Source organism: Methylobacterium litchii (genome assembly GCF_038442315.1).
Taxonomy (GTDB): Bacteria; Pseudomonadota; Alphaproteobacteria; order Rhizobiales; family Beijerinckiaceae; genus Methylobacterium; species Methylobacterium litchii.
Genome location: NZ_JBBXMY010000007.1, coordinates 69,729 through 93,154, shown reverse-complemented (window position 1 = coordinate 93,154; position 23,426 = coordinate 69,729). Strand labels below are relative to the sequence as shown.

General features: G+C 67.0%; 17 protein-coding genes, 1 tRNA gene and 1 pseudogene. 12 read left to right on the top strand and 7 right to left on the bottom strand.

The genetic code is table 11. The features are described from left to right. Window positions 1-230 precede the first annotated feature (230 nt). On the bottom strand, window positions 231-1,289 hold the full coding sequence (gene ruvB / locus AAHF99_RS14445; protein WP_342165091.1) for a Holliday junction branch migration DNA helicase RuvB: 1,059 nt from the start codon (window positions 1,287-1,289) through the stop codon (window positions 231-233). 192 nt (window positions 1,290-1,481) lie between these two features. Here ruvB and AAHF99_RS14440 point away from each other — a divergent pair, with 192 nt between their 5' ends. Then, on the top strand, window positions 1,482-1,715 hold the full coding sequence (locus tag AAHF99_RS14440; RefSeq protein ID WP_342165090.1) for a hypothetical protein: 234 nt from the start codon (window positions 1,482-1,484) through the stop codon (window positions 1,713-1,715). Window positions 1,716-1,830: 115 nt separating this feature from the next. Next, a complete protein-coding gene (locus tag AAHF99_RS14435; protein WP_342165089.1) occupies window positions 1,831-2,214 on the top strand; it encodes a hypothetical protein in 384 nt (127 codons plus the stop codon). Here the strand turns inward: AAHF99_RS14435 and AAHF99_RS14430 are convergent. Then, on the bottom strand, window positions 2,195-2,470 hold the full coding sequence (locus AAHF99_RS14430) for a hypothetical protein (protein ID WP_342165265.1): 276 nt from the start codon (window positions 2,468-2,470) through the stop codon (window positions 2,195-2,197). The genes AAHF99_RS14435 and AAHF99_RS14430 overlap by 20 nt on opposite strands. Before the next feature lie 117 nt (window positions 2,471-2,587). Between AAHF99_RS14430 and AAHF99_RS14425 the strand changes: the two genes are divergently transcribed. Both AAHF99_RS14425 and AAHF99_RS14420 read left to right on the top strand, forming a co-directional pair. Continuing rightward, window positions 2,588-3,499: a GGDEF domain-containing protein gene (locus AAHF99_RS14425; RefSeq protein WP_342165088.1), complete on the top strand. Its 912-nt coding sequence runs from the start codon at window positions 2,588-2,590 to the stop codon at window positions 3,497-3,499. Between the two features lie 193 nt (window positions 3,500-3,692). Then, on the top strand, window positions 3,693-4,370 hold the full coding sequence (locus AAHF99_RS14420) for a response regulator transcription factor (protein WP_342165087.1): 678 nt from the start codon (window positions 3,693-3,695) through the stop codon (window positions 4,368-4,370). A gap of 7 nt (window positions 4,371-4,377) precedes the next feature. Here the strand turns inward: AAHF99_RS14420 and AAHF99_RS14415 are convergent, their stop codons facing one another. Further along, complete coding sequence (locus AAHF99_RS14415; RefSeq protein WP_342165086.1) at window positions 4,378-5,505, bottom strand: DNA topoisomerase IB; 1,128 nt, start codon at window positions 5,503-5,505, stop codon at window positions 4,378-4,380. A gap of 114 nt (window positions 5,506-5,619) precedes the next feature. Between AAHF99_RS14415 and AAHF99_RS14410 the strand changes: the two genes are divergently transcribed. From AAHF99_RS14410 to AAHF99_RS14395, 4 genes are all read left to right on the top strand, one after another. After that, on the top strand, window positions 5,620-6,762 hold the full coding sequence (locus AAHF99_RS14410; protein WP_342165085.1) for a glycosyltransferase family 4 protein: 1,143 nt from the start codon (window positions 5,620-5,622) through the stop codon (window positions 6,760-6,762). 2 nt (window positions 6,763-6,764) lie between these two features. Beyond that, window positions 6,765-7,424: a class I SAM-dependent methyltransferase gene (locus AAHF99_RS14405; protein ID WP_342165083.1), complete on the top strand. Its 660-nt coding sequence runs from the start codon at window positions 6,765-6,767 to the stop codon at window positions 7,422-7,424. A 98-nt stretch (window positions 7,425-7,522) separates the two neighbouring features. Further along, window positions 7,523-8,122, top strand: coding sequence for an NAD(P)H-dependent oxidoreductase (locus AAHF99_RS14400; protein WP_243955548.1), 600 nt, complete (start codon window positions 7,523-7,525; stop codon window positions 8,120-8,122). Window positions 8,123-8,201: 79 nt separating this feature from the next. Continuing rightward, window positions 8,202-8,816, top strand: coding sequence for a cytochrome b (locus AAHF99_RS14395; RefSeq protein WP_342165080.1), 615 nt, complete (start codon window positions 8,202-8,204; stop codon window positions 8,814-8,816). Between the two features lie 3 nt (window positions 8,817-8,819). Here AAHF99_RS14395 and AAHF99_RS14390 read toward each other — a convergent pair whose 3' ends face one another. Next, complete coding sequence (locus AAHF99_RS14390) at window positions 8,820-9,734, bottom strand: AprI/Inh family metalloprotease inhibitor (protein ID WP_342165079.1); 915 nt, start codon at window positions 9,732-9,734, stop codon at window positions 8,820-8,822. Further along, complete coding sequence (locus AAHF99_RS14385; protein WP_342165078.1) at window positions 9,731-10,699, bottom strand: 2-hydroxyacid dehydrogenase; 969 nt, start codon at window positions 10,697-10,699, stop codon at window positions 9,731-9,733. Before AAHF99_RS14385 ends, AAHF99_RS14390 begins: the two co-directional genes overlap by 4 nt. A gap of 188 nt (window positions 10,700-10,887) precedes the next feature. Here AAHF99_RS14385 and leuC point away from each other — a divergent pair, with 188 nt between their 5' ends. The 3 genes from leuC to AAHF99_RS14370 all read left to right on the top strand — a co-directional run bounded on the left by leuC (window position 10,888) and on the right by AAHF99_RS14370 (window position 14,122). Beyond that, window positions 10,888-12,300: a 3-isopropylmalate dehydratase large subunit gene (leuC, locus tag AAHF99_RS14380; RefSeq protein ID WP_342165076.1), complete on the top strand. Its 1,413-nt coding sequence runs from the start codon at window positions 10,888-10,890 to the stop codon at window positions 12,298-12,300. Window positions 12,301-12,392: 92 nt separating this feature from the next. After that, a tRNA-Leu gene (locus tag AAHF99_RS14375) sits at window positions 12,393-12,477 on the top strand. 88 nt (window positions 12,478-12,565) lie between these two features. Next, complete coding sequence (locus AAHF99_RS14370) at window positions 12,566-14,122, top strand: DUF6538 domain-containing protein (RefSeq protein ID WP_342165074.1); 1,557 nt, start codon at window positions 12,566-12,568, stop codon at window positions 14,120-14,122. A gap of 439 nt (window positions 14,123-14,561) precedes the next feature. Here AAHF99_RS14370 and AAHF99_RS14365 read toward each other — a convergent pair. Together AAHF99_RS14365 and AAHF99_RS14360 are read right to left on the bottom strand one after the other, a co-directional pair. Further along, a pseudogene (locus AAHF99_RS14365) lies at window positions 14,562-15,535 on the bottom strand (transposase); the annotation flags it as partial. Between the two features lie 359 nt (window positions 15,536-15,894). Next, window positions 15,895-21,465 carry a beta strand repeat-containing protein gene (locus tag AAHF99_RS14360; protein ID WP_342165072.1) on the bottom strand — a complete coding sequence of 1,857 codons (5,571 nt, stop codon included), beginning with the start codon at window positions 21,463-21,465 and terminating at the stop codon, window positions 15,895-15,897. 924 nt (window positions 21,466-22,389) lie between these two features. On the opposite strand from AAHF99_RS14360, the gene AAHF99_RS14355 reads away from it, so the two are divergent. After that, window positions 22,390-23,094, top strand: a complete 705-nt coding sequence (locus tag AAHF99_RS14355; protein ID WP_342165070.1) for a hypothetical protein — start codon at window positions 22,390-22,392, stop codon at window positions 23,092-23,094. The last annotated feature ends 332 nt before the right edge of the window (window positions 23,095-23,426 follow it).

Sequence of the window (23,426 nt, the reverse complement as noted above, 5' to 3'; positions counted from 1 at the left end):
ACACGCCGCTGTTCCATCGATGTTGCATCGCGATCGCGTGATATTCGACGCAGGCGGCAAGCACGGGATTACGCAGACGTAGCCGTTAGACTGAAAGAATTCGAAGGCGTTACAGCGCCTTGGGCGCAAAATAGGCTACGTAGCTCAAGCAACGGCCAAGCTTGTCTTGCGTGTCGCGTTATGTCGCACAGGAAAGCCTGACCGGAGCGAGATGCATGACGCGCAAGGCGTCAGGCGTCCTCTCCGTTCTGGAACAGGCCGAACTGGTTGGCCGAGTCGCGCTTCGGTTCCGCGAAACCGAGATGGCGGAAGGCGTGCCGCGTCAGGACACGCCCGCGCGGCGTGCGCTGCACGAAGCCCTTCTGGATCAGGAAGGGCTCCACGATATCCTCGATGGCGTCCCGTGGCTCCGAGAGGGCGGCGCTGATCGTCTCGATCCCCACCGGCCCCCCGCCGAAGGAGGTGGCGATCAGGGTCAGGTACTTCCGGTCCATCACGTCGAGGCCGGCGCCGTCGACGTCGAGGAGTTGCAGCGCCCGGTCCGCGATAGTCCGCGTCACCATCTCGGCGTCGGCTACGATGGCGAAGTCCCGCACCCGTCGCAGGAGGCGCCCGGCGATGCGCGGCGTGCCGCGCGCGCGCTTGGCGATCTCGTTGGCGCCCTCCGGCGACATGCCGAGCCCGAGCACCCGCGCGCCCCGGCTGACGATCATTTCGAGCTCGTCGATCTCGTAGAATTCCAGCCGGATCGGGATGCCGAACCGGTCGCGCAGCGGCGTGGTGAGCAGGCCGGCGCGGGTCGTCGCCCCCACGAGGGTGAACTTCGGCAGCTCGATCTTCACCGAGCGCGCAGCCGGGCCTTCGCCGATGATGAGGTCGAGCTGGTAATCCTCCATCGCGGGGTAGAGGATTTCCTCCACGGCCGGGTTCAGGCGGTGGATCTCGTCGATAAAGAGCACGTCGCGCTCTTCGAGGTTGGTCAGCTGCGCGGCGAGGTCGCCGGCCTTGGCGATGACCGGCCCGGAGGTCGAGCGGAAGTTCACCCCGAGTTCGCGCGCCACGATCTGCGCCAGCGTGGTCTTGCCCAGCCCCGGCGGGCCGACGAACAGCACGTGGTCGAGGGCCTGGCCCGTCTTGCGCGCGGCCTCGATGAAGATCTGCATGTTCGCCCGCGCCGCCCGCTGCCCGATGAACTCGGACAGGTTCAGCGGACGGATGGACTGATCCGCATCCTCTCCGCGCTTTTCGGCCGAGAGGAGGGGATTCGTCGGGGGTTTGGGCTTGGTCATGAACCTTTCGGCGCCTGCGCGTCCGGGACCGCCCCTCCTACCGTGTGGAGTGGGGGAAGTCTAAGCGAGAAGGCACCTCGCCTCTGGCGCGAATCGTCGTGAAGCTGCAACCTTGGCAATGCAACCAAATCGGGCCGGTGGACGCTTTACGGATGCGCCCCCGTCGGATCTCTGCACCAGTCCAGGACCATCATGTTGCGATCGCTTTGCCTCGGCGCCGTTTGCGTCGGCCTTGGGTTGGCCTCCGCGCAGGCCCGTTCGACCCGCCCCTCGGTCACGGAGCAGCCCACCGCTCAGGCGGAGGCGACCGTTCGCCCGGTCTCGGCGATGGTCACGGAGAGTCAGCCCATCTGCACGCACACCCGCCGCCGCCTCTGGCTCGAAGGCGAGGGCTGGGTCGTCCGCAAGATCGCGACCTGCCGTTAGGCGGGGTTAACGGGCGGTTACGCAGTCCACGCGGCTGTTGGGGCCGCCGCGCCCGGAACGACATCGGTGGTGACCCGTTCCCGGTTCGAGACCGGCCGACACCGGAGCCCCGTTCATGCGTTCGCGTACACTGACCCTCTTCGCCGTCCTGGCGACCCTGCCCGTCGCGCTGCCCGCCGCAGCCGAGGGCTATCGTTCGTATGGCTATTACGGCACCGGCATCCCCCGTGTGGCCTATGGCCGGGGCTTCGCCGAGCCCTTCGTGGCCGGCGAGTATATCGGGGCGCCCTTCACCCAGGTGCCGAGCCCGAACCGGATCGTCCCGGCGCCGTGGAGTTATGGCACCTACGGCGTGCCGACCGTATCCGGCATCGCGGCCCCGCCGACCGGGGCGCCGACCCTCACGGTGATCCATGCCCCCGGCGCGCGGAAGGCGACGCGCCGCGAGGGTGATGCCGGCGACGTGCGGGTGGTGAACGTCAACGTTCCCCGTCGCTGACCGTCTCGTACCAGCCGGCATAAGGCGTGTTGCGCGCCATGCGCCGGTTGAGGTCGGGCGATCCGTCCTCCCACCAGACCGGACCGCGCTCGCCGAGGGCGACCTTCGCGATATCGACCGACGCGCGTGCCGCCTTCATGGCCGCCGCATCGCCGCTGCGCTTGGCGTGGGCCACGGCCCGCCGGGCGTCCATCAGCTGCGACACGAATGCTTTACGCCGCCCTTCCGGCAGCGACGGATCAGCGCACCTCCACAGCCGTCCGCGGACGACGAAGTAGCGGCAATCGGGCGTGACGGGCGGCGGGGCCTTTGCCGTTCGCGCAGGCTTAAGCTTTTTCGTTTCACGGTGGCCAGAAGGTGAACTGGAACTGCCATGCAGATCGTCGTCGTCGATTCGAGCCAGGTCGTCCTGCGGGTGATCGGCTCGTTGCTCGAAGCGCGCGGGCATACCGTTCACGAGTTCACCGAATCCGATGCGGCCCTGGCCTTCCTCACGGATGTGCCGGAGGTGCGGGTGCTCATCACCAGCCTGGAGGTCCGGCCCATGAACGGGCTCGAACTCTGCTGGGCGGTGCGGCTCCTCGCCGAGGACAGGCGGCCCCTGCACATCATCACGATGTCCTCCGCGAACAGCGTCCACAACCTCGCCGAGGCGCTGGATAGCGGCGCCGACGACTTCATCGAGAAGCCCCCGCGCGCCGAGGAGTTGCATGCGCGGCTGCGCGCCGCCGAGCGCATGGCCAAGCTTCAGGAGGAGCTGATCCGCCTCGCGGAGACGGACGGGCTCACCGGCCTGCTCAACCGCCGCACCTTCCGCGAGCGCATCGACAACAGCATCGCGCGGGGCATCACCGGGCGGCCGCCCTCGCTGATCGTGGTCGATATCGACCACTTCAAGCGTATCAACGATGTGCACGGCCACGATGTCGGCGACGAGGCAATCCGTGCCGTGGCAGGGCTCCTCAACGAGACAGGCACCGTCGGCCGGCTTGGGGGCGAGGAGTTCGGTATCTTCCTGCCCGAGCGTGACCTCGACTCGGCGCTGTTCCACGCCGAGGGCCTGCGGGTGCGCGTCCGTGCTTTGCGCATCGCCTGCGGTGACGGGACGATCGGCCTGACCTGCAGCTTCGGCGTGTCCACCTGGGCCGAGACCGACACCGTGCCGGCGCTGATCAAGCGGGCGGATGTCGCGCTCTACGAAGCCAAGGCCGCCGGCCGGAATCGCGTGATGACCGAGACGCGCCGGAATGGGTTCATTGCGATGACCCGCCCGAACGTCTCGTAACGGCGCGCCAAAATAATTACAATTTTACGCAATCTCGTTTTCGAACATCGCGCCAGGCCAGTTCGCTGAAAACTGCCCCTGGATGTGCGCAGTAATCCTTAATTTCGCTGGTTTGGAAGTGGAACGGATCTTGGAGCTACTTCGGATGACTTGGCCGGAATGTCCCGGTCAGGGAATACGGGGTGCGATAACCATGACCACGCCGATTGGCGTCCTCATCTTGGATGAACCCGAGGATCTGAGCACCACGGTGCGCGCCAGCCTCGAACACATGCCGGAATTTTCGACCATCGGGGAGGAAGACCTTTCCCATGACGGCGGGCCGGCCGTCGCCCTGGTGTTCCTTGACGAGGCCCGTCTCGCGGATGGCGTCGCGCGCATTAGCGGCCTCAAGGAGCGCCAGCCGAGCCTGCGCGTGCTCGTGTCGTTCAAGGCCCTCACGGCCGACGACCTGCGGGCCGTGCTCGCGGTCGGCGCGGATGCCTTCGTGGCGCGCTCCAAGTCGCCGCGCGATCTCGGCGCCGCCATCGTCGCGTTGGCGGAAGGCGCCGATTGCCTCGTGCGGATGGAGCCGGTGCCGGCGGCCGAGGTGATGGACGGGCAGGGCCTGACGCCCCGCGAGGCGGAAGTGCTGCGCTTCCTCAGCGCCGGCTTCAGCAACAAGGAAGTCGCCCGTCGCCTCGCCCTCAGCGTGCGCACGGTGGAGACGCATCGCCTCAACCTCCGGCGCAAGACGCAGACCGGCCGGCTGAAGGATCTCGTCTCCCTCGCGCGCCAGCTCGGCCTGTCGCCCGTGGTCGATGCGGAGCCCGTCCGCCGCAGCGGAGAGCCGCGCCAGGGCTCGCAGGAGGATCACTCCTCCCGCCACTGATACGCGTTCAGGCGGCCTTGGCCGCCGAACGCCGTCTCTGTTTGGTCTTGAGCTCCTTGCGGACACGGGCAAGACGCGATTGCAGCAGGCCGAGCACGGCCGCTTCCTCTGCGCGGAGCTTGCCGGGATCCTCAGTGAGTTCGGACTGGACCGCGCCGCTCATCTGATCGAGCAGCGCCCCTTCGAGGTAGCAATCCAGTACCTCGGGATGAATGTAGCACTTCCGGCAAATGGTCGGGGTGTTGCCGAGGCGCTGGGCGACGTCCTCGATAGCCTGGCGCACGTTGCGCTTGGCGCCGGCCTCGCTGTCGAACGCCTCGAAGGCGCGCAGCGCGAGGGCGGCCAGCACCGTGCCAGCCCAGGTGCGGAAGTCCTTGGCTGTGTAATCCTCCCCCGTGATCTCGCGGAGGTAGGCGTTCACATCGGACGAGGTGACGTCGCGCTGGACGCCGTCCTCATCGATGTACTGGAACAGTTCCTGGCCGGGCAGGTCCTGGCAGGCCTTCACGATGCGCGCGACGCGCTTGTCCTTGAGCGAGACGTTCCATTCCTTGCCGCTTTTGCCCTTGAAGCGGAAGCTGAGTTCCGCGCCCACTACTTTTACGTGCGGGTCGCGGAGCGTCGTCAGGCCATAGCTGCGGTTGGTGCGCGCGTAATCGTCGTTGCCAACGCGGATTAGGGTCGTCTCCAACAGGTGGACAACGGTGGCGAGCACCTTCTCGCGCGGCAGGCCTCTGCGCCGCATGTCCGCATCGATCCGCTCGCGGACTTTCGGCAGGGCGTCGGCGAAGCTCATGATGCGCGAGAACTTGTCGGCCTCGCGCGCTTGCCGGAAATCCGGGTGGTAGCGGTACTGCTTGCGGCCCTTGGCATCCCGGCCCGTCGCCTGGATGTGGCCGTTCCGGCGCGGGCAGATCCACACGTCGACATAGGCCGGCGGGATCGCGAGCTTCTTGATGCGCTCCAGCGTCGCCCCGTCGCGCACGGGCGATCCCTTGGGGTCGCGGTAGCTGAAACCCTTGCCGCTGCGGCGGCGGGTGAGGCCGGGGCGGCTGTCATCCATGTAGACGAGCCCGGCTTCCTCGGCGGCGTGCTTCAGGTCGCCGCCGCGCTCGGCCAATTCCACCGCGGCCATGGTGAAAACCCTCCCATACCGGTCTGCTTGCGCCGGCTTTCGACAACCTCGATGCCGAACCCACGTTCCGGGGTGCGACTTCCGTTTCGGGCCCAGGCGGTGCAGGACCGGGCGATGGAGAACACCGACTCGCCGCGCCGCCTCGTCTTTATCGCCACCGAGGATTGGTTCTTTGCCTCGCACTTCCTGCCGATGGCGCGGGCGGCGGTGGCGATGGGCCTTCAGGTGTCGGTCGTGGCGCGGGTGCGCGACCACGCCGACATCATCGCCGCGACGGGCGCCCGCGTCGTGCCCTTCGAGGCCGATCGGTCAAGCCTCAACCCGATGGCGGCGGGCTATGCGGCGGGGCAACTCGCCGCGATCCTCAAGGCGCTGAAGCCGGACATCGTCCATTGCATCGCCCTGCGCTCGATCCTCGTCGGGGGTACGGCGGCGGCGATGGCGGGGGTGTCGGGCCGGGTCTTCGCCGTCACCGGCCTCGGGCTCATCGGCGCCCGAGAGGACCGCATCGGCCGCACCGGGCGTCTCGCCCTGCGGGCGCTGATCCGGGGGCCGCTCGCCACCCGCCGCACGCGCTTCCTGTTCGAGAACCCGGACGATGCCCTGGCTCTTGGCCTCGACCCGTCCGACCGCACGGTGACGGTGGTGGGCGGTGCGGGCATCGACCCCGCCCTTTCCACGCCGACGCCCCTGCCGCCGCTCCCGCCCCTGCGGGTGGCCCTGGTGGCGCGCATGCTGTGGTCGAAGGGCGTGGACATCGCCGTGGAGGCCGTCCGCCTTGCGCGACAGGGCGGCGCGGCGGTCGAACTCTCGCTCTACGGCGCGCCCGATCCCGGCAACCGCCGGGCGATCCCCGAGGCGACGCTCCAATCCTGGAACGGGGAAGGGATCACGTGGCACGGGGCGACGCGCGACGTGGCCTCGGTCTGGGCCGCGCATCACGTGGCCTGCCTGCCCTCGCGCGGAGGTGAGGGCCTGCCGCGCAGCCTGCTGGAAGCCGCTGCCGCGGGACGCGCCTGCCTGACCACCGACGTGCCGGGCTGCCGGACCCTGGTCCGCGACGGCGTCGAGGGGCTGATCGTCCCGCCGGGCGATGCGGGGGCTCTCGCGGCGGCTTTGTCCCGCCTCGCCGCCGACCCCGCCATCGTCGCTCGGATGGGCGAGGCTGCCCGCGCGAGGATCGAGACCGGCGGCTTCACCGAGACGGCCATAACGGACGCCACCTGCCGCCTTTGGCGCGACCTTCTGGATACGTGACCATGCGCCCGCCCGACGATCCCGAAGGCTTCATCCGAACCAACACGCGCCTGCTGCCGGTGCCGCACGCGCCGGAGATCCGCCTGCACGTCGCCGACGAGGCGACCGCGCTGTGGCAGCGCACGGAGGACGAACTTCAGGAGATCGGCCTGCCGCCGCCTTTCTGGGCCTTCGCCTGGGCGGGCGGGCAGGCCCTGGCCCGCTACCTCCTCGACAACCCGGCCCTCGTGGCGGGCAAGCGCGTGGTGGACTTCGCCTCCGGCTCCGGCCTCTGCGCCATCGCGGCCTGCCTCGCCGGCGCCGGGCATGTGATCGCGAGCGACCTCGACGCCTTCGCCGTGGCGGCGATCCGCCTCAATGCGGCACAGAACGGTGTCTCCGAACGGATCGCGCCGACGCCGGCCAACCTGATCGGCGCCGCCTTCGACGCCGACATCGTCCTCGCGGCGGATGTATTCTACGAGCGGGACCTCGCCGCGACGGTGACGGACTGGCTCGCCGGCCTGCAGCGCGAGGGACGCACGGTGCTGATCGGTGATCCCGGCCGCACCTACCTGCCGAAGGACAGGCTTACCTGTCTGGCCACCTATACGGTGCCGGTGATGCGCAGCCTGGAGGATGCCGAGGTGAAGCGCAGCCATGTCTGGCGGCTGAACGACTGAGCGGAGGTGTTTCGCAACCCGAACGCGCTACTCGACTTGTCTGGTGAGCGGCCCGTTCCTTGCGCCACCGGCCCCACCTGATTCAAAGGTGTACCATCGTGACACTCACGCCGCGCATTCCCCGCGTCGTCGCCTTCGCCGCCAGCGCCAAGCGCCCGGCCCGGACGCGCTTCCTCGTCGAGGCGGTGGCGGCCGAGCTGTTCCGCCTGCGCCGGATCGACCTCCGGGTCTACGATCTCCTCGACGCCGGCCCCGGCCTCGGCGCGACCCAGCGTTCGGACCTGACCCTGCCTGCCGCGCGGATGATCGACGCCATCGAATCGGCGGACGCCCTCATCCTCGGCACGCCGGTCTACCAGGGCGGTTATGCGGGCCTGTTCAAACACGTCTTCGACTTCATCGACCCGGCGAAGCTCGCCGGACGCCCGGTGGTGCTGACCGCCACGGGCGGCGGGCTGCGCCACTCCCTGGTGGTCGAGCATGCGATGCGGCCGCTCTTCGGCTTCTTCGCCGCCCATGTGGCGCCGACCTCGGTCTATGCCGGGCCAGACTGCATCACCCATGAGACCGTGACCGACCCGGCCATCGCCAAGCGGATCACGGCGGCAGCGAGCGAACTCTCCGCGCTCATCGACGTCGCCCGTGCGGCCGAGGTTGCGACAACGACGCGACACACGTTCGAAACCTCCGCAGGTTAGAACCGCTCGACACGCTGCTATGCTCGGTGCCACCCTTCGGCCGCCGCCGCGTCGCGGCGCGCGATCGTCCGGAGGGTGCATGTCTGGTTCCTCGATTCCCTCGCGGCAGGCCGGTGGCCCCGTCCTTCCGGCGACCTACACCACCGCCTCCGGCATTCCCCGCTACAACCCGCTCTCTCAGGCGTTGCACTGGTTGACGGTCGTCCTGTTCCTGGCCATCCTGCCGCTCGCCTGGGTCGCCCTCGCGCTGCCGAACGGCGAAACGAAGGGCACGGTGTTCGTGCTGCATAAGTCGACCGGTCTGACGATCCTCGCGGTGGTGGTGATCCGCATCGTGTGGCGGATGATCAGCCCGGCGCCGGCCGATCCGAAGACTCCGAAGGGTCTCGAACTCATCGCCCGGGTCAACCACTGGCTGCTCTACGCGATCTTCCTGATCATGCCGGTGAGTGGCTACCTGCTCAGCGCTTTCGCCGGCCGCTCGACGCCGTATTTCTGGCTCTTCACCATCCCCGGCCTGGAGAAGAATGAGGCGCTGCACAACGCCTTCGAGACGGTGCACGTCTTCGGCCAGTTCGCCGTGTATCTCCTCGTCGCCCTGCACATCGCCGGCACGGCTTGGCACCTCGTGATCCGCCGCGACGGCGTGCTGGAGCGGATGCTGCCGGTGCAGGACGGACGCGGCAGCCGCTGAGCGCTACGGCGTCACCTTGCGCAGGACCAGGGTGACGCCCGTTTCAGGATCGCGCCGCCAGCCGCCATCCCCGTTCGGGACGAGATCGATCGTGTGGCCGCGCTTGGCCACCATCGTCATGCGGCCGTTGGCGAAACGCCACGCCACGGGATCGAACACCTCCATCCCGTCGTCGTGGCACCCCGGCAGGAGCTTCACCGTGCCATCCGCCGACAGGCCGAGGCGGCAGGTACCCTGCTGGCGCAGCCGGTCGAGGCGATAGGTCCCGGCCTGCTGCAACAGCGCCGGAATGGGGGCGGGTGCCGCCGCCGCCGTGGCGGGCTCCCCCAGGGATGGCACGGCGGCCGGCATCGCGGCAGGCGTCGCCACATTCGGGCCTGGCATCGGTTCGGCGCCGGGCGGGCGCATCCCCGCCGTATCGAGGGGCACGAGGCTGTAGGTCTCGCCGTTCTCCGTGGCGGCATAGCTCCGGCGGTCCTGCCGGCGCTTGAACAGCAGCACCGGGCGGACATTGGCATCCACCAGCCGCACCGCGTCTTCCGCGTAGAGCCAGCCCGCGACATTGGCCATGAACGGCAGCGACCGGCGGCATCCCGCGGGGAAATTCACCTTCTGCCCGGCCGGACCCCTGTCCGCCAGCAGCGTCATCACGCAGCGCCGGTTCGTGCCGTCGCGGGACAGGTCCCAAGTGCCGGGCACCTCCGCGACCTTGGTCGGCAGCGTGTCCTCGGGAAAGGCCGGAATCGACGGGACGGCGGCGGGCGCCGGAGGAGTCGGCGGCGGAGTGACGGTGTCCTCCGGCGGCTGTGCGCCGAGTGAGAAGCCCAGCGCGGGGGACAGCGCATCCTGCTGCGCGAACGCCGCGACCGGCGCGAGCGCCAGGGCCGCCGCGAGGACGAGGGGGGCGGTGGGCGTCACGCCTTCGGGCTCCAGGGCGTCTCGGCGACGGGGGTGATCGGCCCGTGCCCTTCGAACCACGACAGCACGTTGTCTACGACGAGCTGTGCCATGGCGGTCCGGGTGTGCTCCGAGGCCGAGCCGACATGCGGCAGCAGCACGGTGTTCTCCAGCGCCATCAGCTCGGAGGGGACATGCGGCTCCTTCTCGAACACGTCGAGCCCGGCCCCATGGATCGTGCCGGCCTTCAAGGCCGCGATCAGCGCCGCCTCATCGACCACGCTGCCGCGCGCGACGTTGACGAGGATGCCCTCCGGCCCGAGGGCCTGAAGCGCTTCGGCATTCACGAGGTTCTTCGTCTCGGCGCCGCCGGGCGCCACGACGATCAGCACATGCACCGCTTTGGCGAGGCCGACGGGGCTGTCGTGATAGGCATAGGCCACGCCCTCCTGCCGGTTGCGGCCGTAATAGGCAATTTCGACCTCGAAGCCTTCGAGCCGCTTGGCGATGGCACGCCCGATCCGGCCCAGCCCGAGGATGCCGACCCGCCGCCCACGCAGGGAGGCGGTGAGCGGGAAGGGCGCCTTCGGCCAGTGGCCCTCGCGCAGGTAACGGTCGGCCTGGGGCAGACGGCGGATCGTCGCGAGGACGAGGCCGATGGCGAGGTCCGCGACCTCGTCCGTCAACACGTCGGGGGTGTTGGTGACGACGATGTTCCGCTGCGCGGCAGCCTTCGCATCGACCGCATCGTAGCCCACGCCGAAATTCGCGATGAGTTCGAGGGCGGGGAGGCGGTCCATCAGCGCGCCATCGACGCCGCCGCCGACGCACAGGCCCCGGATGCGCGGGCCGACCTCGCGCAGCAGCGCCTCGGGATCGGCCGCGCCGTCGAGGCGATGGACCGTGAAGCGGCTGTCGAGGGTGCTCTCGACCAGCGGGTGCATCCTGCGCAGGAGCAGGATTTCGGCGGGCTCGGCTCCGGGCATCGTGGCGGGCCTCGTGTCGGGAAAAGGCGGAGAGGAGAGCGGTACGAACGAGGGCATACGCTGTTGTGTCGGGCTTCCGCTAGAACCGGCGTGCGCCGCCTCTTCCGAAAACGCCCGCCGATCCTTACTAAGGAGCTTCGGACAGGAGCGACAGCGCCGCCGAGGCCATTCCCGAAGACAGCAAGACCATGACCAGCCCTCGCACCCTCTACGACAAGATCTGGGACGACCACGTCGTCGATGTCCAGCCGGACGGCACCAGCCTCCTCTACATCGACCGTCACCTCGTACACGAAGTGACGAGCCCCCAGGCGTTCGAGGGGCTTCGCGTCGCCGGCCGCAAGGTCCGCGCGCCGGGCAAGACGCTCGCGGTCGTGGATCACAACGTGCAGACCTCGGACCGCACGAAGGGCATCGACGACCCGGACAGCCGCATCCAATTGGAGGCGCTGGCCGAGAACGTGCGCGACTTCGGCATCGAGTTCTACGACGCCCTCGACCGGCGTCAGGGCATCGTCCACATCATCGGGCCGGAGCAGGGCTTCACCCTGCCGGGCCAGACCATCGTCTGCGGCGATTCCCACACCTCGACGCACGGCGCCTTCGGCGCGCTGGCCCACGGCATCGGCACCTCGGAGGTCGAGCACGTGCTCGCCACGCAGACGCTGGTGCAGAAGAAGGCCAAGAACATGCGGATCACCGTCGACGGCACGCTGCCGGCGGGGGTGACGGCCAAGGACATTATCCTGGCGATCATTGGCGAGATCGGCACGGCCGGCGGCACCGGCCACGTGATGGAATATGCCGGCGAGGCGATCCGCGCCCTCTCGATGGAGGGCCGGATGACCATCTGCAACATGTCGATCGAGGGCGGCGCCCGCGCCGGCATGGTCGCCCCCGACGAGATCACCTTCGCCTACGTGAAGGACCGGCCGAAGGCGCCGAAGGGCGAGGCCTACGACCGGGCGCGGGCCTATTGGGAAGGCCTCGTGACCGACGAGGGTGCCCATTTCGACCGCGAGGTGCGCCTTGATGCGGCCAACCTGCCGCCGCTGGTGAGCTGGGGCACGAGCCCCGAGGACGTGATCTCGATCCAGGGCCTGATCCCGGATCCGGCCGCGATCGCCGACGAGAACAAGCGGCAATCGAAGGAGAAGGCGCTGGCCTATATGGGCCTGACGCCGGGCACGAAGATCACCGACATCGCCCTCGACCGCGTGTTCATCGGCTCCTGCACCAACGGGCGGATCGAGGATCTGCGCGAGGTCGCGCGGGTGGTGGGCGAGCGCAAGGTCCACCAGAACGTCTCGGCGATGATCGTGCCGGGCTCGGGCCTCGTGAAGGCGCAGGCCGAGGCCGAGGGTCTCGACAAGATCCTTAAGGCGGCGGGCTTCGACTGGCGTGAGCCGGGCTGCTCGATGTGCCTGGGCATGAACCCGGACAAGCTGCGGCCGGGCGAGCGCTGCGCCTCGACCTCGAACCGCAACTTCGAGGGCCGCCAGGGTCCGCGAGGCCGCACGCATCTCGTCTCCCCCGCGATGGCGGCGGCGGCGGCGGTGGCGGGCCGTTTCGTGGATATCCGCGAGTGGCCGAACGCCTGAACGGAAGAAATTGGCGGCGCGGCGGAATCGCGATTGACGCAGGCCCCTGCGCCGCCTAAACGAACCCCGTCGCCGGCCAAGGCCGACGGCGAGCCCAGGTGGCGGAATTGGTAGACGCGCTGGTTTCAGGTACCAGTCTCGCAAGAGGTGAAGGTTCGAGTCCTTTCCTGGGCACCATCAGCTGCCTAAGCCGCTGATCCGCAAAGAAGTCCTACTAAATCATGTCGTTATCGGGCCCCGCGTGCTACACAGCGGTGCTACACACATGGTTCTTTCGATGGCCCGGCCCCAGCTCCACCCGCGCTCCGGCGTGTACTGGTTGCGTAAGCGCGTCCCTGCCGACCTCGTCGCGTTGATCGGGCGGCGCGAGATCACCCTCAGCCTACAGACCAAAGACCCGGTTGAAGCCCGAACCCGCTACGTACAGGAACTGGCCAAGCTCGAGCAGCGCTGGGCGGGCCTGCGGGCCGGCCCGCGCAGCCTGTCAGAGGTCGAGGCGCACGCGCTCGCCGTGCCGGTGTACGAGGACTGGCTCGCGCGCCACCGGGCCAACCCAAGCGAGCAGGCGTTCTGGCGGGTCGATCTCGCCCCGCGGCTGTGGGTGCCCCCGCCCCCGATGAGCGCGCAGGCCCTGCTCGACGAACTCCGCAATCCCACGATCGACTCGGACGGCCGGCGTGTGCGGGAGATGGAGGCGTGGTGCGAGGAGCAGGCTTCGGGACTTCTCGAACAGCACGGCTTCGGCACCGACGAGATCGGCCGCCGGCGAATGGCTCGGGCGGTGGCCGCAGCCGTGCAGCGAGCAAGCCAGATCCTCCGATCCTTCGCCAGCGGTGAGTACGGTGCCGTGCTCGCAGAGCCGGCGAAGGGTCTGCCCGTTACAGCCCACTCACCCGTGCCGGCGGCAGCCAAGGCGGTCGCCTTCAACGATCTGCTGCAAGGCTGGCAGGCGGAGACGAAGCCGCGGGCCAAGACGGTTTATGAGTGGACGCGTGAGATCGGCAAGTTCGGCACCTTCCTTGGTCATACGGACGCGGCTCGGATCACGGTCGACGACGTGGTACGCTGGAAAGAGTCGCTGATCGCAGAGGGGCTCAGCGCCAAGACCATCGGCGACAGCAAGCTCGCAGCCCTGCGTACGGTCCTGCAGTGGGGCGTCGACAGCCGCCGGCTGCCGTCGAACCCGGCCGCGGGCGTGCGCATGGCTGCGAAGAAGGGGGGCAAGGGCCGGCGCAGCTACACCGATGCGGAGGCCGCAACGATCCTCTCGGCCGCGTTGCGGGAGACGAACCCGGTGCTGCGCTGGGTGCCCTGGCTATGCGCCTACTCGGGCGCGCGCCTCTCGGAGGTGTGCCAACTGCGTGTTGCGGACGTGCGGCTAGTCGAGGGGGTCTGGTGCATGGTCATCGACGGCGAGGCGGGCTCGGTCAAGACCGCGAGCTCCGAGCGGATCGTCCCCCTGCATCAGGCGGTGCTGGACGCAGGCTTCCTCAAATTCGTGCACGTGGTCGGCACAGGTCCGCTCTTTGCCCAATTACCGCCGGACAAGTTCGGCCAGCGCGGCGGCAACGGCACCAAGGTGCTGGGCCCCTGGGTGCGCGAGCTCGGGCTCGACGAGAAACGGCTTGCCCCAGTTCACAGCTGGCGGCACCGGATGTCGTCGCTGGCCCGGCGCTATCGGCTAGCCGAGGACGTGACACGCGCCCTCATGGGACACAGCAAGCGGGACGTGGCGGAGGGTTACGGCGAATTCGAGCCGGCCGTGCTGCACCACGAACTGATGAAGATCCCCGCACTCGCCCTGCCTGCGACAGCAAACTAATAGATGATAGTGGCGGAGACGGAGGGAGTGTCCGCAAACTGCTGTAAGACAAGCAGCAACAATAACTTAGCGTTCACCATTAACATCCCTTGTGTACCACCGCCGTGGACACCCTTCCACAACAATCACCGGAGATAAGTCAGGCCCGTGCGGCAACGACCTGCCCCAATTTGGTGAGCCGGGTTGGAAGTCAGTGCATCGACTGTCTCATGACGATCACGGGGCTGACGAGCGGCGTTGAGCAGCTCGGTTCGGTTGTCCAGATGAAGACCTCCGACACGGGTAGTTGGTGTCGGAAAGGCTCTGGTTTTGTGAGCTCAGCACATCCGCCTGCCGTAGCTTGGCCACGATCTCCTCGGGCTTCCGGTGCTTGGCCATGTCGTCCGTTCTCCAGGTAGGGTCCCCCAGATTCTGGCTCTTCGCTGGGTTTGATGGATTGGGTTGAGAAGAGGAAGCGGCGACGCAGCAAGTCGGGCTTAGCTCGGCCGTACATGGAGCGCTTGAGCAGTATGAGGCGGTTGATCTGCCCCTCGTCCTACCCGCTGATCCAGAGCAGGCGAAGGCTGGCGCGAACGGAAGCCCCGTCTCGATCGAGGCTGACGGGGAAGCTCTTGCTTACCCGCACGCCGCAGGTCCGAGCGTCGGCCAGCCAAGCCTCGAAGGAGGTGATGATGCCGGGCTCGGCTGGTGCCCCGCCGCAGCATCTCGTAGCCTTCGCCGTGGCGGGTGTGCAGGAAGTCGAGAAAAGGACCCAGGACGCTGCGCCCCGGCCCGCGCCGGCCATGGCAGGGGAGGCGTTCGGCGAAGGCGTACTTGCGCACAGTGGCGCGGGCCAACCCGGTCTCGCGGTTGATCTGTTGGAGCGATTGCCCGGCCGCGTGGCGGCGACGAATAGCGTCATAGAGCGCTTCCCATCGCCCGACCGCGGCTTCGCGGGTGAGCGCCTCAGCGAGGGCACGCTTTGGTGCGTCGGCTCGAAGGGATCGGTGTCCCGACCGGAGGCAATAGCTTCAGGCGCGGGTGGATGCAGACTAGCTAGCGCTCGATCATCTGGCGAGAGTTGAGTAGCAAGCGCCAGCGATCGGCCACCTACACGGCGGTGTGTGCGCCGAGCGTGGTGCCGCGCGCATACTCTGTCGAGCGGCCGCGCGCCATGAGTTGGATCTGTGGCTCGCGGCGCAGCCACCCGGCCCAGCTCTCGGCCAAGCGATCAGGCAGCAGATCGATGGGACGACAATGTTCGAGATCGACCACGATGGTGCCGTAGGTTCGACCCCTGCGCAGAGCCCGGTCGTCGACGTCAATGACGTGCGGACGGTCGACAGGCGGCAGCGGCACATTCCGGATTCTGCTCAGCAGGGTCGTGGCGCTGGTCGGCATGGCCATGGCCTGCTTTAGTGCAAAGGCGATCTGCTTTTCTGTCAACCTAAACTTCTTCACGGCTTTGCTTCCCCCTCAGGGTCTCACCAAACCGCAAAACTCGCACTCACGCCGGACCAAAGTGATGGGAGGACGTCACAGCGCTGGGCTCGGCGCCGCCGACCCTGTCCGGCCGGCGGGCTATGGCTCGCCTCCAGGGGCGTGCGCTTTCCTTTGAGTCAAGCGAATGCTCGGGGGCGTTAGACGAATAGTGCGTCGGCGTGGTGAGCGCGCCGACGCACGGACTCATACTAGATCCGGTTATTCCCTTCGGAATTCCGGATTTGGGCTATGGCTTAGGTGCCGCGCGGGATTGCCAATATGGGCTCCGCTCTCCTCGCGCGGAGACCAATTCAGAAAGCGTATCTCACACCGCCGTTGACCGAGTAACCGTCAATCCTGTCACCGAAGCGGACGTCACCTCGAACGAAGCCAAGGAGATCAGTGCCGAGCAACTGGCCCGTGACGCCGACACCGACCTGACCGAACGTGCCCACGCGAGTCGTCTGGATCGGCACGAAGAAGTCCGTGCTGCCCTGGACCGTGCTCGTCGGAAGGAAGCGCGACAGGGCATTGCCCGCGAACTCGTTCCAGATGCTCCCCGTCACGAACGGCTGGAGCGCCAGCGTGTCGCCCGCCACGAACGTCGTGCCGGCACGCACGCCCAAGCGCCCGAGAATGCTGTCGATGTCCGAGAACTGAAGCGCGCCGCCCGTCACGCCGAGATCGCCGATCTGCGTCTTGGTGTAGCTGATCGAGGCGGACGGCTCGATGAAGTACGCCTGCTCGCCGCCGAACAGGCCGGGCAGATCGAAGCGGTATCCGACCGAAGACCCGACCGTATTCGAGCCGATCGGCAGCCGCGTCTGATTGATGCCCGAGAACGGATCGTTGATCCGGGCATCGAAGAAGTCATGCCGCAGCGAGATGTCAGAGGTGAAAGGCCCGTTCGTCAGGGCGGCGTAGCCACCGATGAACGGAACCTGGAAGGCCGCGGTCGTGCTCGACGACAGCAACTCCTTGCCGTTCGCGTAGACGACGCCGCCGGTCAGACCGAGGTGCAGGTTGTAGCCACTGTTCCTGATGTTGAACATCGCCGTGTCGGCGCCGACCTGGAAGCCGGCGAAGTCGATCCGGGTCTTGTTCTGACCGGACAGCGTGGCGCCGCCGCCGAAATCCGCCGTGCTGGTGCTGCGGATGGTCGTCTGGCCGCCGGAGCCACGTGCCCAGAGGCCGAAGCCCATGGTGTTCGGCATGATGCCCGACTCGTTGACCGTGGCCGCGACCGGCGCCGCAGCCGCCTGCTGGTTGAGCTGGGACCACGTCTTGTCGGTCGTCGTCACGCCGACGCTGCCGGTGGTCTGCTGCTGATCACAGAACTTCGAATCCCGCAGCACGTCCTTGCAGTTCTTATGCTCCGCCGGGCCGCCGATGAAGGCGTTGATCGACTGGAAGAAGCCGACGTTCAGCGAGGTGATCAGGCCCGTGACACCCGAGATGGACGTGGCCGCCCGGGACGGATCGATGCGCGAGACGATCTGGTAGGTGCCGCCACTCTGCTGAAGCTCATAGTTGATGAAGCCGTTGCCCTGGATGGTGCCCGGCTGCCTGGCGGCGGAATCCACGACGCTCAGGTTCAGGTTGCCGCCGGCCGAAGACACGACCGGGATCGGATTCGAGAAGAACACGCCGCTTCCCGCGTTCGGGTTGGTGCGGTTCAGGACGAGCGTCGTGTTGCCGGTGCCCGTGCCGTTCACGATGAGCTGGTCGGCGCGGGTTCCGCTGACGCGCGTGAGATCGACATCGAGGAGGAGGCGAGACCCCGTGGTGCCCTGATAGTTGCCGGCCAAGGTCAGGGTATCGGTGGTGACCCCATTGCCGGACAGGTTGATCTGCCCGGTGGCGCCGTTGTTGAAGGTCGCGGCGGCGATCGTGCCGTTGAAGGCGTTGCCGTTCACGATGCCGACTGTGCCGGCGTTGTTGAAGGTGCCGATACCGGAGAAGCCGCTGCTCGTGGCGAGATTGAAGGTACCGTTGTTGTTGAAGGTCGTGACTGGCCCGGCAATGTTGCCGAGGAAATTGAAGGTTCCGTTGTTATCGAACGTCGCCGTCGCGATCGTGCCTCCCCGTGCGCTGAAAATGCCGTTGTTCGTGACGGCATTCGAGGCGGTGAAGTTACCGGTCGTGTCGATGGTGCCGGCGTTGGTCACGGTCGCTGCGGCAAGGGTGCCGTTGGCCCCGAGCGTGTAGGTGCTGTTCGCATTGTTGGCGAGGGTGGTGGCGTTCAACGTGCCGGCGGTCTGGGTGAGCGTCCCGTTGTTGGTGAAGAGCGGGGTGGCGACCGTTCCACCCGTGATCGTGAAATTGCGGCTGTTGGAGATCGCGGCGGTGGCACTCGTGGTGCCTGACGACGTGAAGGTGCCGCTGTTGAGAATCTGGGTCGTTCCGAGCGTACCCGTCGCGGCCACAGTCACGCCGGGATTGGCGGAGGAGGTGTTGTTGAGCGTCGTCACGCCCATGAAGCTCCCAGCCACCGTGAGCGTCGCAGTATCGCTGGTCGAGACGAAGTTGTTCGTCGTGACAGCGGCGCCATTCGACACCGTGAAGGAGCCTGCGCCGAAGTTGGCGATGCCATCATTGAAGGCACCCCCGTTGGCGATGATGGTTCCGGTGTTGCCGGTACCATTCCTTGTGACCGCGGTATTGCCGTTCTGCGTGTAGGTTCCGCTGTTCGCTAGGCCGATGTTCGCCGCGTCACCGTTGACGGAGCCCGAGTTCGTGGCAGTGCCGAGATTAACCAGCGTATTGTTGACAGTGCCCTGGTTATCGAAAGTCGCGTTCGTATCGTTCAGGACGCCACCTTGTATGGTGCCGGTGCTGAAATTCTGTGCATTGCCGAAGTTGAGGAGGCTGTTGTTGGCGGTGCCCTGGTTGAGAAAGCTGGCACCCGGGTTGTTCAAGACGGTGCTCTGAACCGATCCGTTGGTGGCAATCACCAACGTACCGGCGTTGTTCGCCGTTACACCCGTATAAGTATTTGTGTTGGTCAGCGTAAGTGTGCCGGCATTGTTTTTGATGATGCCGCCCGGCCCCGAGATGACCCCGCGCAGCGTCACATTGTTGCCGTTGGTATCAATCGTTCCGTCCGAGTTCAGCCGCACAGCGCGGGTCGCTGGCGAGTCGATGGTGCCGATGGCCCGCAAGGTCGCACTCCCACCAGGGTCTGCGTTGAAAACGAGCGTATTGGTGGCGGAGCCGTCGCCGAGGGCCGCCGACGAATTGGCGCCCAGCGTACCGGCCGCGATGACCGTCGGACCCGCATAGGTGTTGGCACCCGTCAGGTTCATCGTGCCGGCGCCGTACTTGATCAGGCCGACATTGGCCGCCGCACCGGCAATGGTTGAACCGATCGTGGCCGAAAAGCCGGAATCGACGTTCAGGAAGCTTAGGTTTTGAAACGGAACCGTGCCGTTGGCGAGCTGGACCGTCGAGCCAGCCGGCGCGAACGGGTTTCCGGAGGCGATGAGCGTGCCACCCACGATCTGGTAGCCGCTTACAGTGAACTGCAGGCCCTGGAAGGCCGGGAAATCCGGGCTCGCCGCCACCTGAACGAGACCGGGCGTCGTTCCGAACATGCCGATGCCGGAGCGCCAGCGGGCGTTAACCTCACCGCCAGGGAGCGTGGTCCAGTTCGTGTTTGTAGTATTGAACGTCCCGTCACCGCCTTGCGCGCCCGCCATGCCAGTAGGGACACCTTCGACGCCCGCGACGCCGATCATGTCGGTGCCGTCCCAGTATTGGACGGACTGGCCGCCGTTCCTGATGAGGACGTTAACTTGGTTCCCAACGTTCGTGTCGATGACGGCGGTCGTGCCGGGTGAATTGATTGTCGCGAAGGAGCCTGTGAGCGTCCCGCCCTGGTTCCTGAAGTTGTAGTTGAACAGACGATAATCGCCCGACACGACGGGGTTGATGGCCGAGGCGCTGTTGACGAGCGTCAGCGTTCCCCCGAGCTGGAGATTGCCTCCCACGTTGATAAGGTCGTTGGTAGCGCCGCCGACGATTCCCGCCGAGCCGAGCTCGAAGAGGGACGTCGAGCCAGCGTTGAGCGTATAATTCCCCAGGACAGTCAAAGTGCCGGGCGAGTTCCCGGCTGATACGGTGCCGCCGTTGTTGACCAGGACGGAGCCAGCGATCGTCCCTATGCCCTGGAGCGTGCCGCCCGTGTTGACAATTACGTTCGTGGTGTTGGCTACCGTGTTGCCGAAGATACCGTTGATGGCGACCTTTCCGCCATTCACATTGAGATTGCCACCCGCGAATTGACCGGCGGTGGGACTGTTGGTCCCAGTCAGGTTTAGGGTACCAAAGCCGACCTTCGTGAGGTTTGCGTTAGTCCCAGAAATCGTGCCGGCGATAGTGATATCGTTGCCGTTGGTGTCGATGATGCCGGTCGCACCGGTGTTCGCCAGCACGACGCCGCGAGACGATGGTGAGGTAAACGCACCGGTCGCCTGAAGGGTCGAGTTCGCACCGGTGGGTGCGTTGAACACCAGAGTGTTGGTAGCCGAGCCATCGCCGAGGGCGGCGGACGAGTTGGCCTGCAACGTGCCGGCAGTGATGAGGGTCCGCCCTGAATACGTGTTCGCATTGGTCAGCGACAACGTCCCGGCGCCGGTCTTCTGCAGGTCGCCTGCGCCCGAAATGACGCCGCCGATGGAGACCGTGTTGCCGTTCGTATCGATGGTGCCGGCCGTGTTCAGGACCACATTGCGGGAAGTGGGCGAGGCGATGGTGCCGAGGGCCTGGAGCGTCGCAGTCTGGCCGAAGTTCGCATCGAAGATGAGCGTGTTGGTGGCCGAGCCGTCACCGAGCGCGACGGACGAATTGGCGCCCAAAACGCCGGACGCAATCGTCGTCGCGCCAGAGAAGGTGTTGATACCGGTAAGATTTAGCTGCCCCTGGCCGCTCTTCGTGATCGAGCCGTTCCCCGTGATGCTGTTAGACAGAATAACGGTGAACGGCGACAACGCCGCATCGGCAATGCTGAGGGTTCCGCTGACGGCGATGTCGCCGGTCAACGTGTTGCCGTTCGTCCGGAAGCTGAGAGCGTTGCTGCCGCCTGTGAAATTAAGCGCATTTCCTTGCCCGGCGCCATTCGAGCCATCGGCGACGGTCGCGCCGCCCAGGATCACCCCGAGGTTCGAGCCGGTGATCCCGTCACCGTTGAGACCCGCGTTCCCTGCCGTAGCGCCCGTACCGCCCTGACCGCCGGCCCCGCCGATGACCGTTCCGCCGGCGAGTTCGAGCGTGTTGCCATTCCCAGCATAGATGCCGCTGCCGCCCGTACCGCCGGAGCCACCGAAGTTTCCACCCGCGCCACCTGCGCCGCCGGCTCCACCCGCAATCGCGCCGTTCACGAAACGGATATTCTGAGCGGTGCCGGAGAACACGACGCCCGCGCCGCCCGCGCCGCCGCCGCCGCCATTGCCCGTGGTGTTGCCTGTGCCGCCGTCTACTCCGCCGCCGCCGGTTGCCGCCAGCCCATTCTGACTGAGATTCGATGCGCTGATGAGAGGGCCGTGCGCGCCGCCGTTGCCGCCGCCGCCGCCATCGCCCGCCGCCGCGCCGTTCGCCCCTGCGGCGGCACCCGCGCCGCCGAGACCGCCCGCTCCGCCGGTCGTGCCCGCGCCGCCGCCGCCGCCGCCGTCGCCGGGATTGCCCCCGTTCTGGCCGGGACCGCCGGTCGTGGTGAGCGAGTCCGCTCCCCCGGTGCCCCCGGCGGTCCCACCGCCGTTGCCGCCCGCGGCGAAGGCGGGCTGCGCCAGCAGGGGAATCCCTGCGGCGGCGAGCCCGACCAAGCTCATCCCGATCAGGGCGGTGGTGGAGAACAATCCCCGACGGAAATCACGGGTCGGCATCATTGTCCGGAATCCTTCGGCACGCGGGGTGCGGCGTTACTTGAGTGCTCAGTTGAGCCAACGGATAGCTGAGCACTTGATCGGCAGTTCGTCGTTTTCGGTCAAGGCTTGGCAGTAGACTTCGCTCGCGCGAAATCAGCATTGGTGCGAGAGGCTATCTCGCTGCCGACATTGGATTTTCGCCATTGCTGAAGACCCTGCGGGCACCCTGACGGGAGCGGCCGAACTCGGATTTTGAGGATTGGAGTTGCAGAAACGATACACTTTGCAATTGTCAATTGAGGCGACGATAGACAAAGAAGGCCAAGACAACCGGCCGAAGGCATCGGCCTTATTCAAGAGGCCGATTCGCTCCAATAGTTCGAGCGCGCTTCCAAGTTGTCGCCGGCCGGACGCCGTTGGTCCAAGACTTGATAGCCCCATCACAATCGTTTTCGTGCTCGAGTCTCTGCCGGTGTGCCGGCTTCATGGGAGTCCCGGCCGTAGGCAAACCGACAAGTGCTGACTTGATCACCACCAAACCTGCGTTCGGCCGACGCCGCCGTCTGACGAGCGAGGCCCTGACGGCTGCATCTGATCCGCGGGGTGGTGATGGGGTCCCGTTGCCGGGATTCGTCACGGCTGGGGGATCGGGGAGTGCGCGCAGGCGGGGTCCGGCCCGCATTCAGCCCGGAATCGATGACGAAGACTGAATAAAAATTGGAATGCGACACTCTTGCAACACTCCCTCGCCGCCCTGGCGCCGCGCGGTGCTGTTTCGTGTCCGCGTCTTGCGTGGCTGGGGTGGCGACAATCCATGAAAGTCCGGCCGGCGAAGCTCGGGGCTGCACATCCTCGGTGATCGTCTAAGCCGGTGAAGCCCCTATACAAACTTCAGGTGCCCTGCCTATGATTGTGGGTCGAGGATACAAGGATTGGCGCGGAGCGATGTCACGCTTTCGGCCCGCATTAGTGGCCATGGCGGGGGCGGCCCTGTTCGTGGTCCTGGTCGGCCTCGGGGCCTTCGGACTCGTCAGCCTCCTCCCGTCCGCGCCGGTCCCGGAACCCCCGAAAGGCATCTTCCTGGCCGATACGGCCCCCCCGGCAGCCTTGCAGACGGCGCCGCCGCCAGTCGTGCCCGAGCCGCGGGAGGCCCGCCTCTCGGACGAGAAGCCTGTCGAACCGGTGGAGAAGCCCGCTCCCAAATCGTTCGCGGCCAAACCCCCCGTGCAGGCGCAGCCGCCCGTCCGGGCGCCGCGCCGCGAGCTGGCCGCGCTTCCGCAGGAGCCGGCCCAGGCCGCGCCGCGTCCGCAAGCCCCGGTCGCACCGCATCCCGCCGCCCCGGCCCGGGACCCGCGTTACAAGGATGTCCTGACCCCCTCCGAGATCCGGCGCCTCAAGCTCTCCCTTCGCCTCACCGCCGAGCAGGAGCCGTATTGGCCCCCCGTCGAGGCGGTTCTGACCGAGATCGGCGCGCAGCAGATGGCGCTGGCCCGCGCCGGCCAGAACACCGCCGACGCCTTCTCGGGCACGACCTTCCGCATCTATTCCGCGGCCCGGCCCCTGATCGGGCTCCTGCGCGAGGACCAGAAGGCGCAAATCCGCAACCGTGCCCGGGCCATGGGGCTCGATTCGGTGGCCTCTTACCTTTGAGACACGCGCCATCCGCGTGGAGAGGGCAAGCGTGGCCGAGATGAGCGCAAATCGCGCTGCCGTTCACCTGCGCACGACACAACAAGCAACGATTTCGTTCCTGGATCGTTGCCGGAGACAGTATGTTCCGTGCGGGCGAGCGGCGAAGGCTGTCGGTCGGCAGGGCCTGACTTGAAAATTATTCGGATCTCGTGCAACAGCAAGAGACGAGTTGCGTCCGGCTGTTCAGGGATTGTCAAGGCTTCGGCGCATTATTGAACTGAATTCCGAGACGGGCGTCGCCAAGCTTGTGGAGCGGAGAAGCGAAGTGTTGTTGTCTCGCTTTCGTCAAT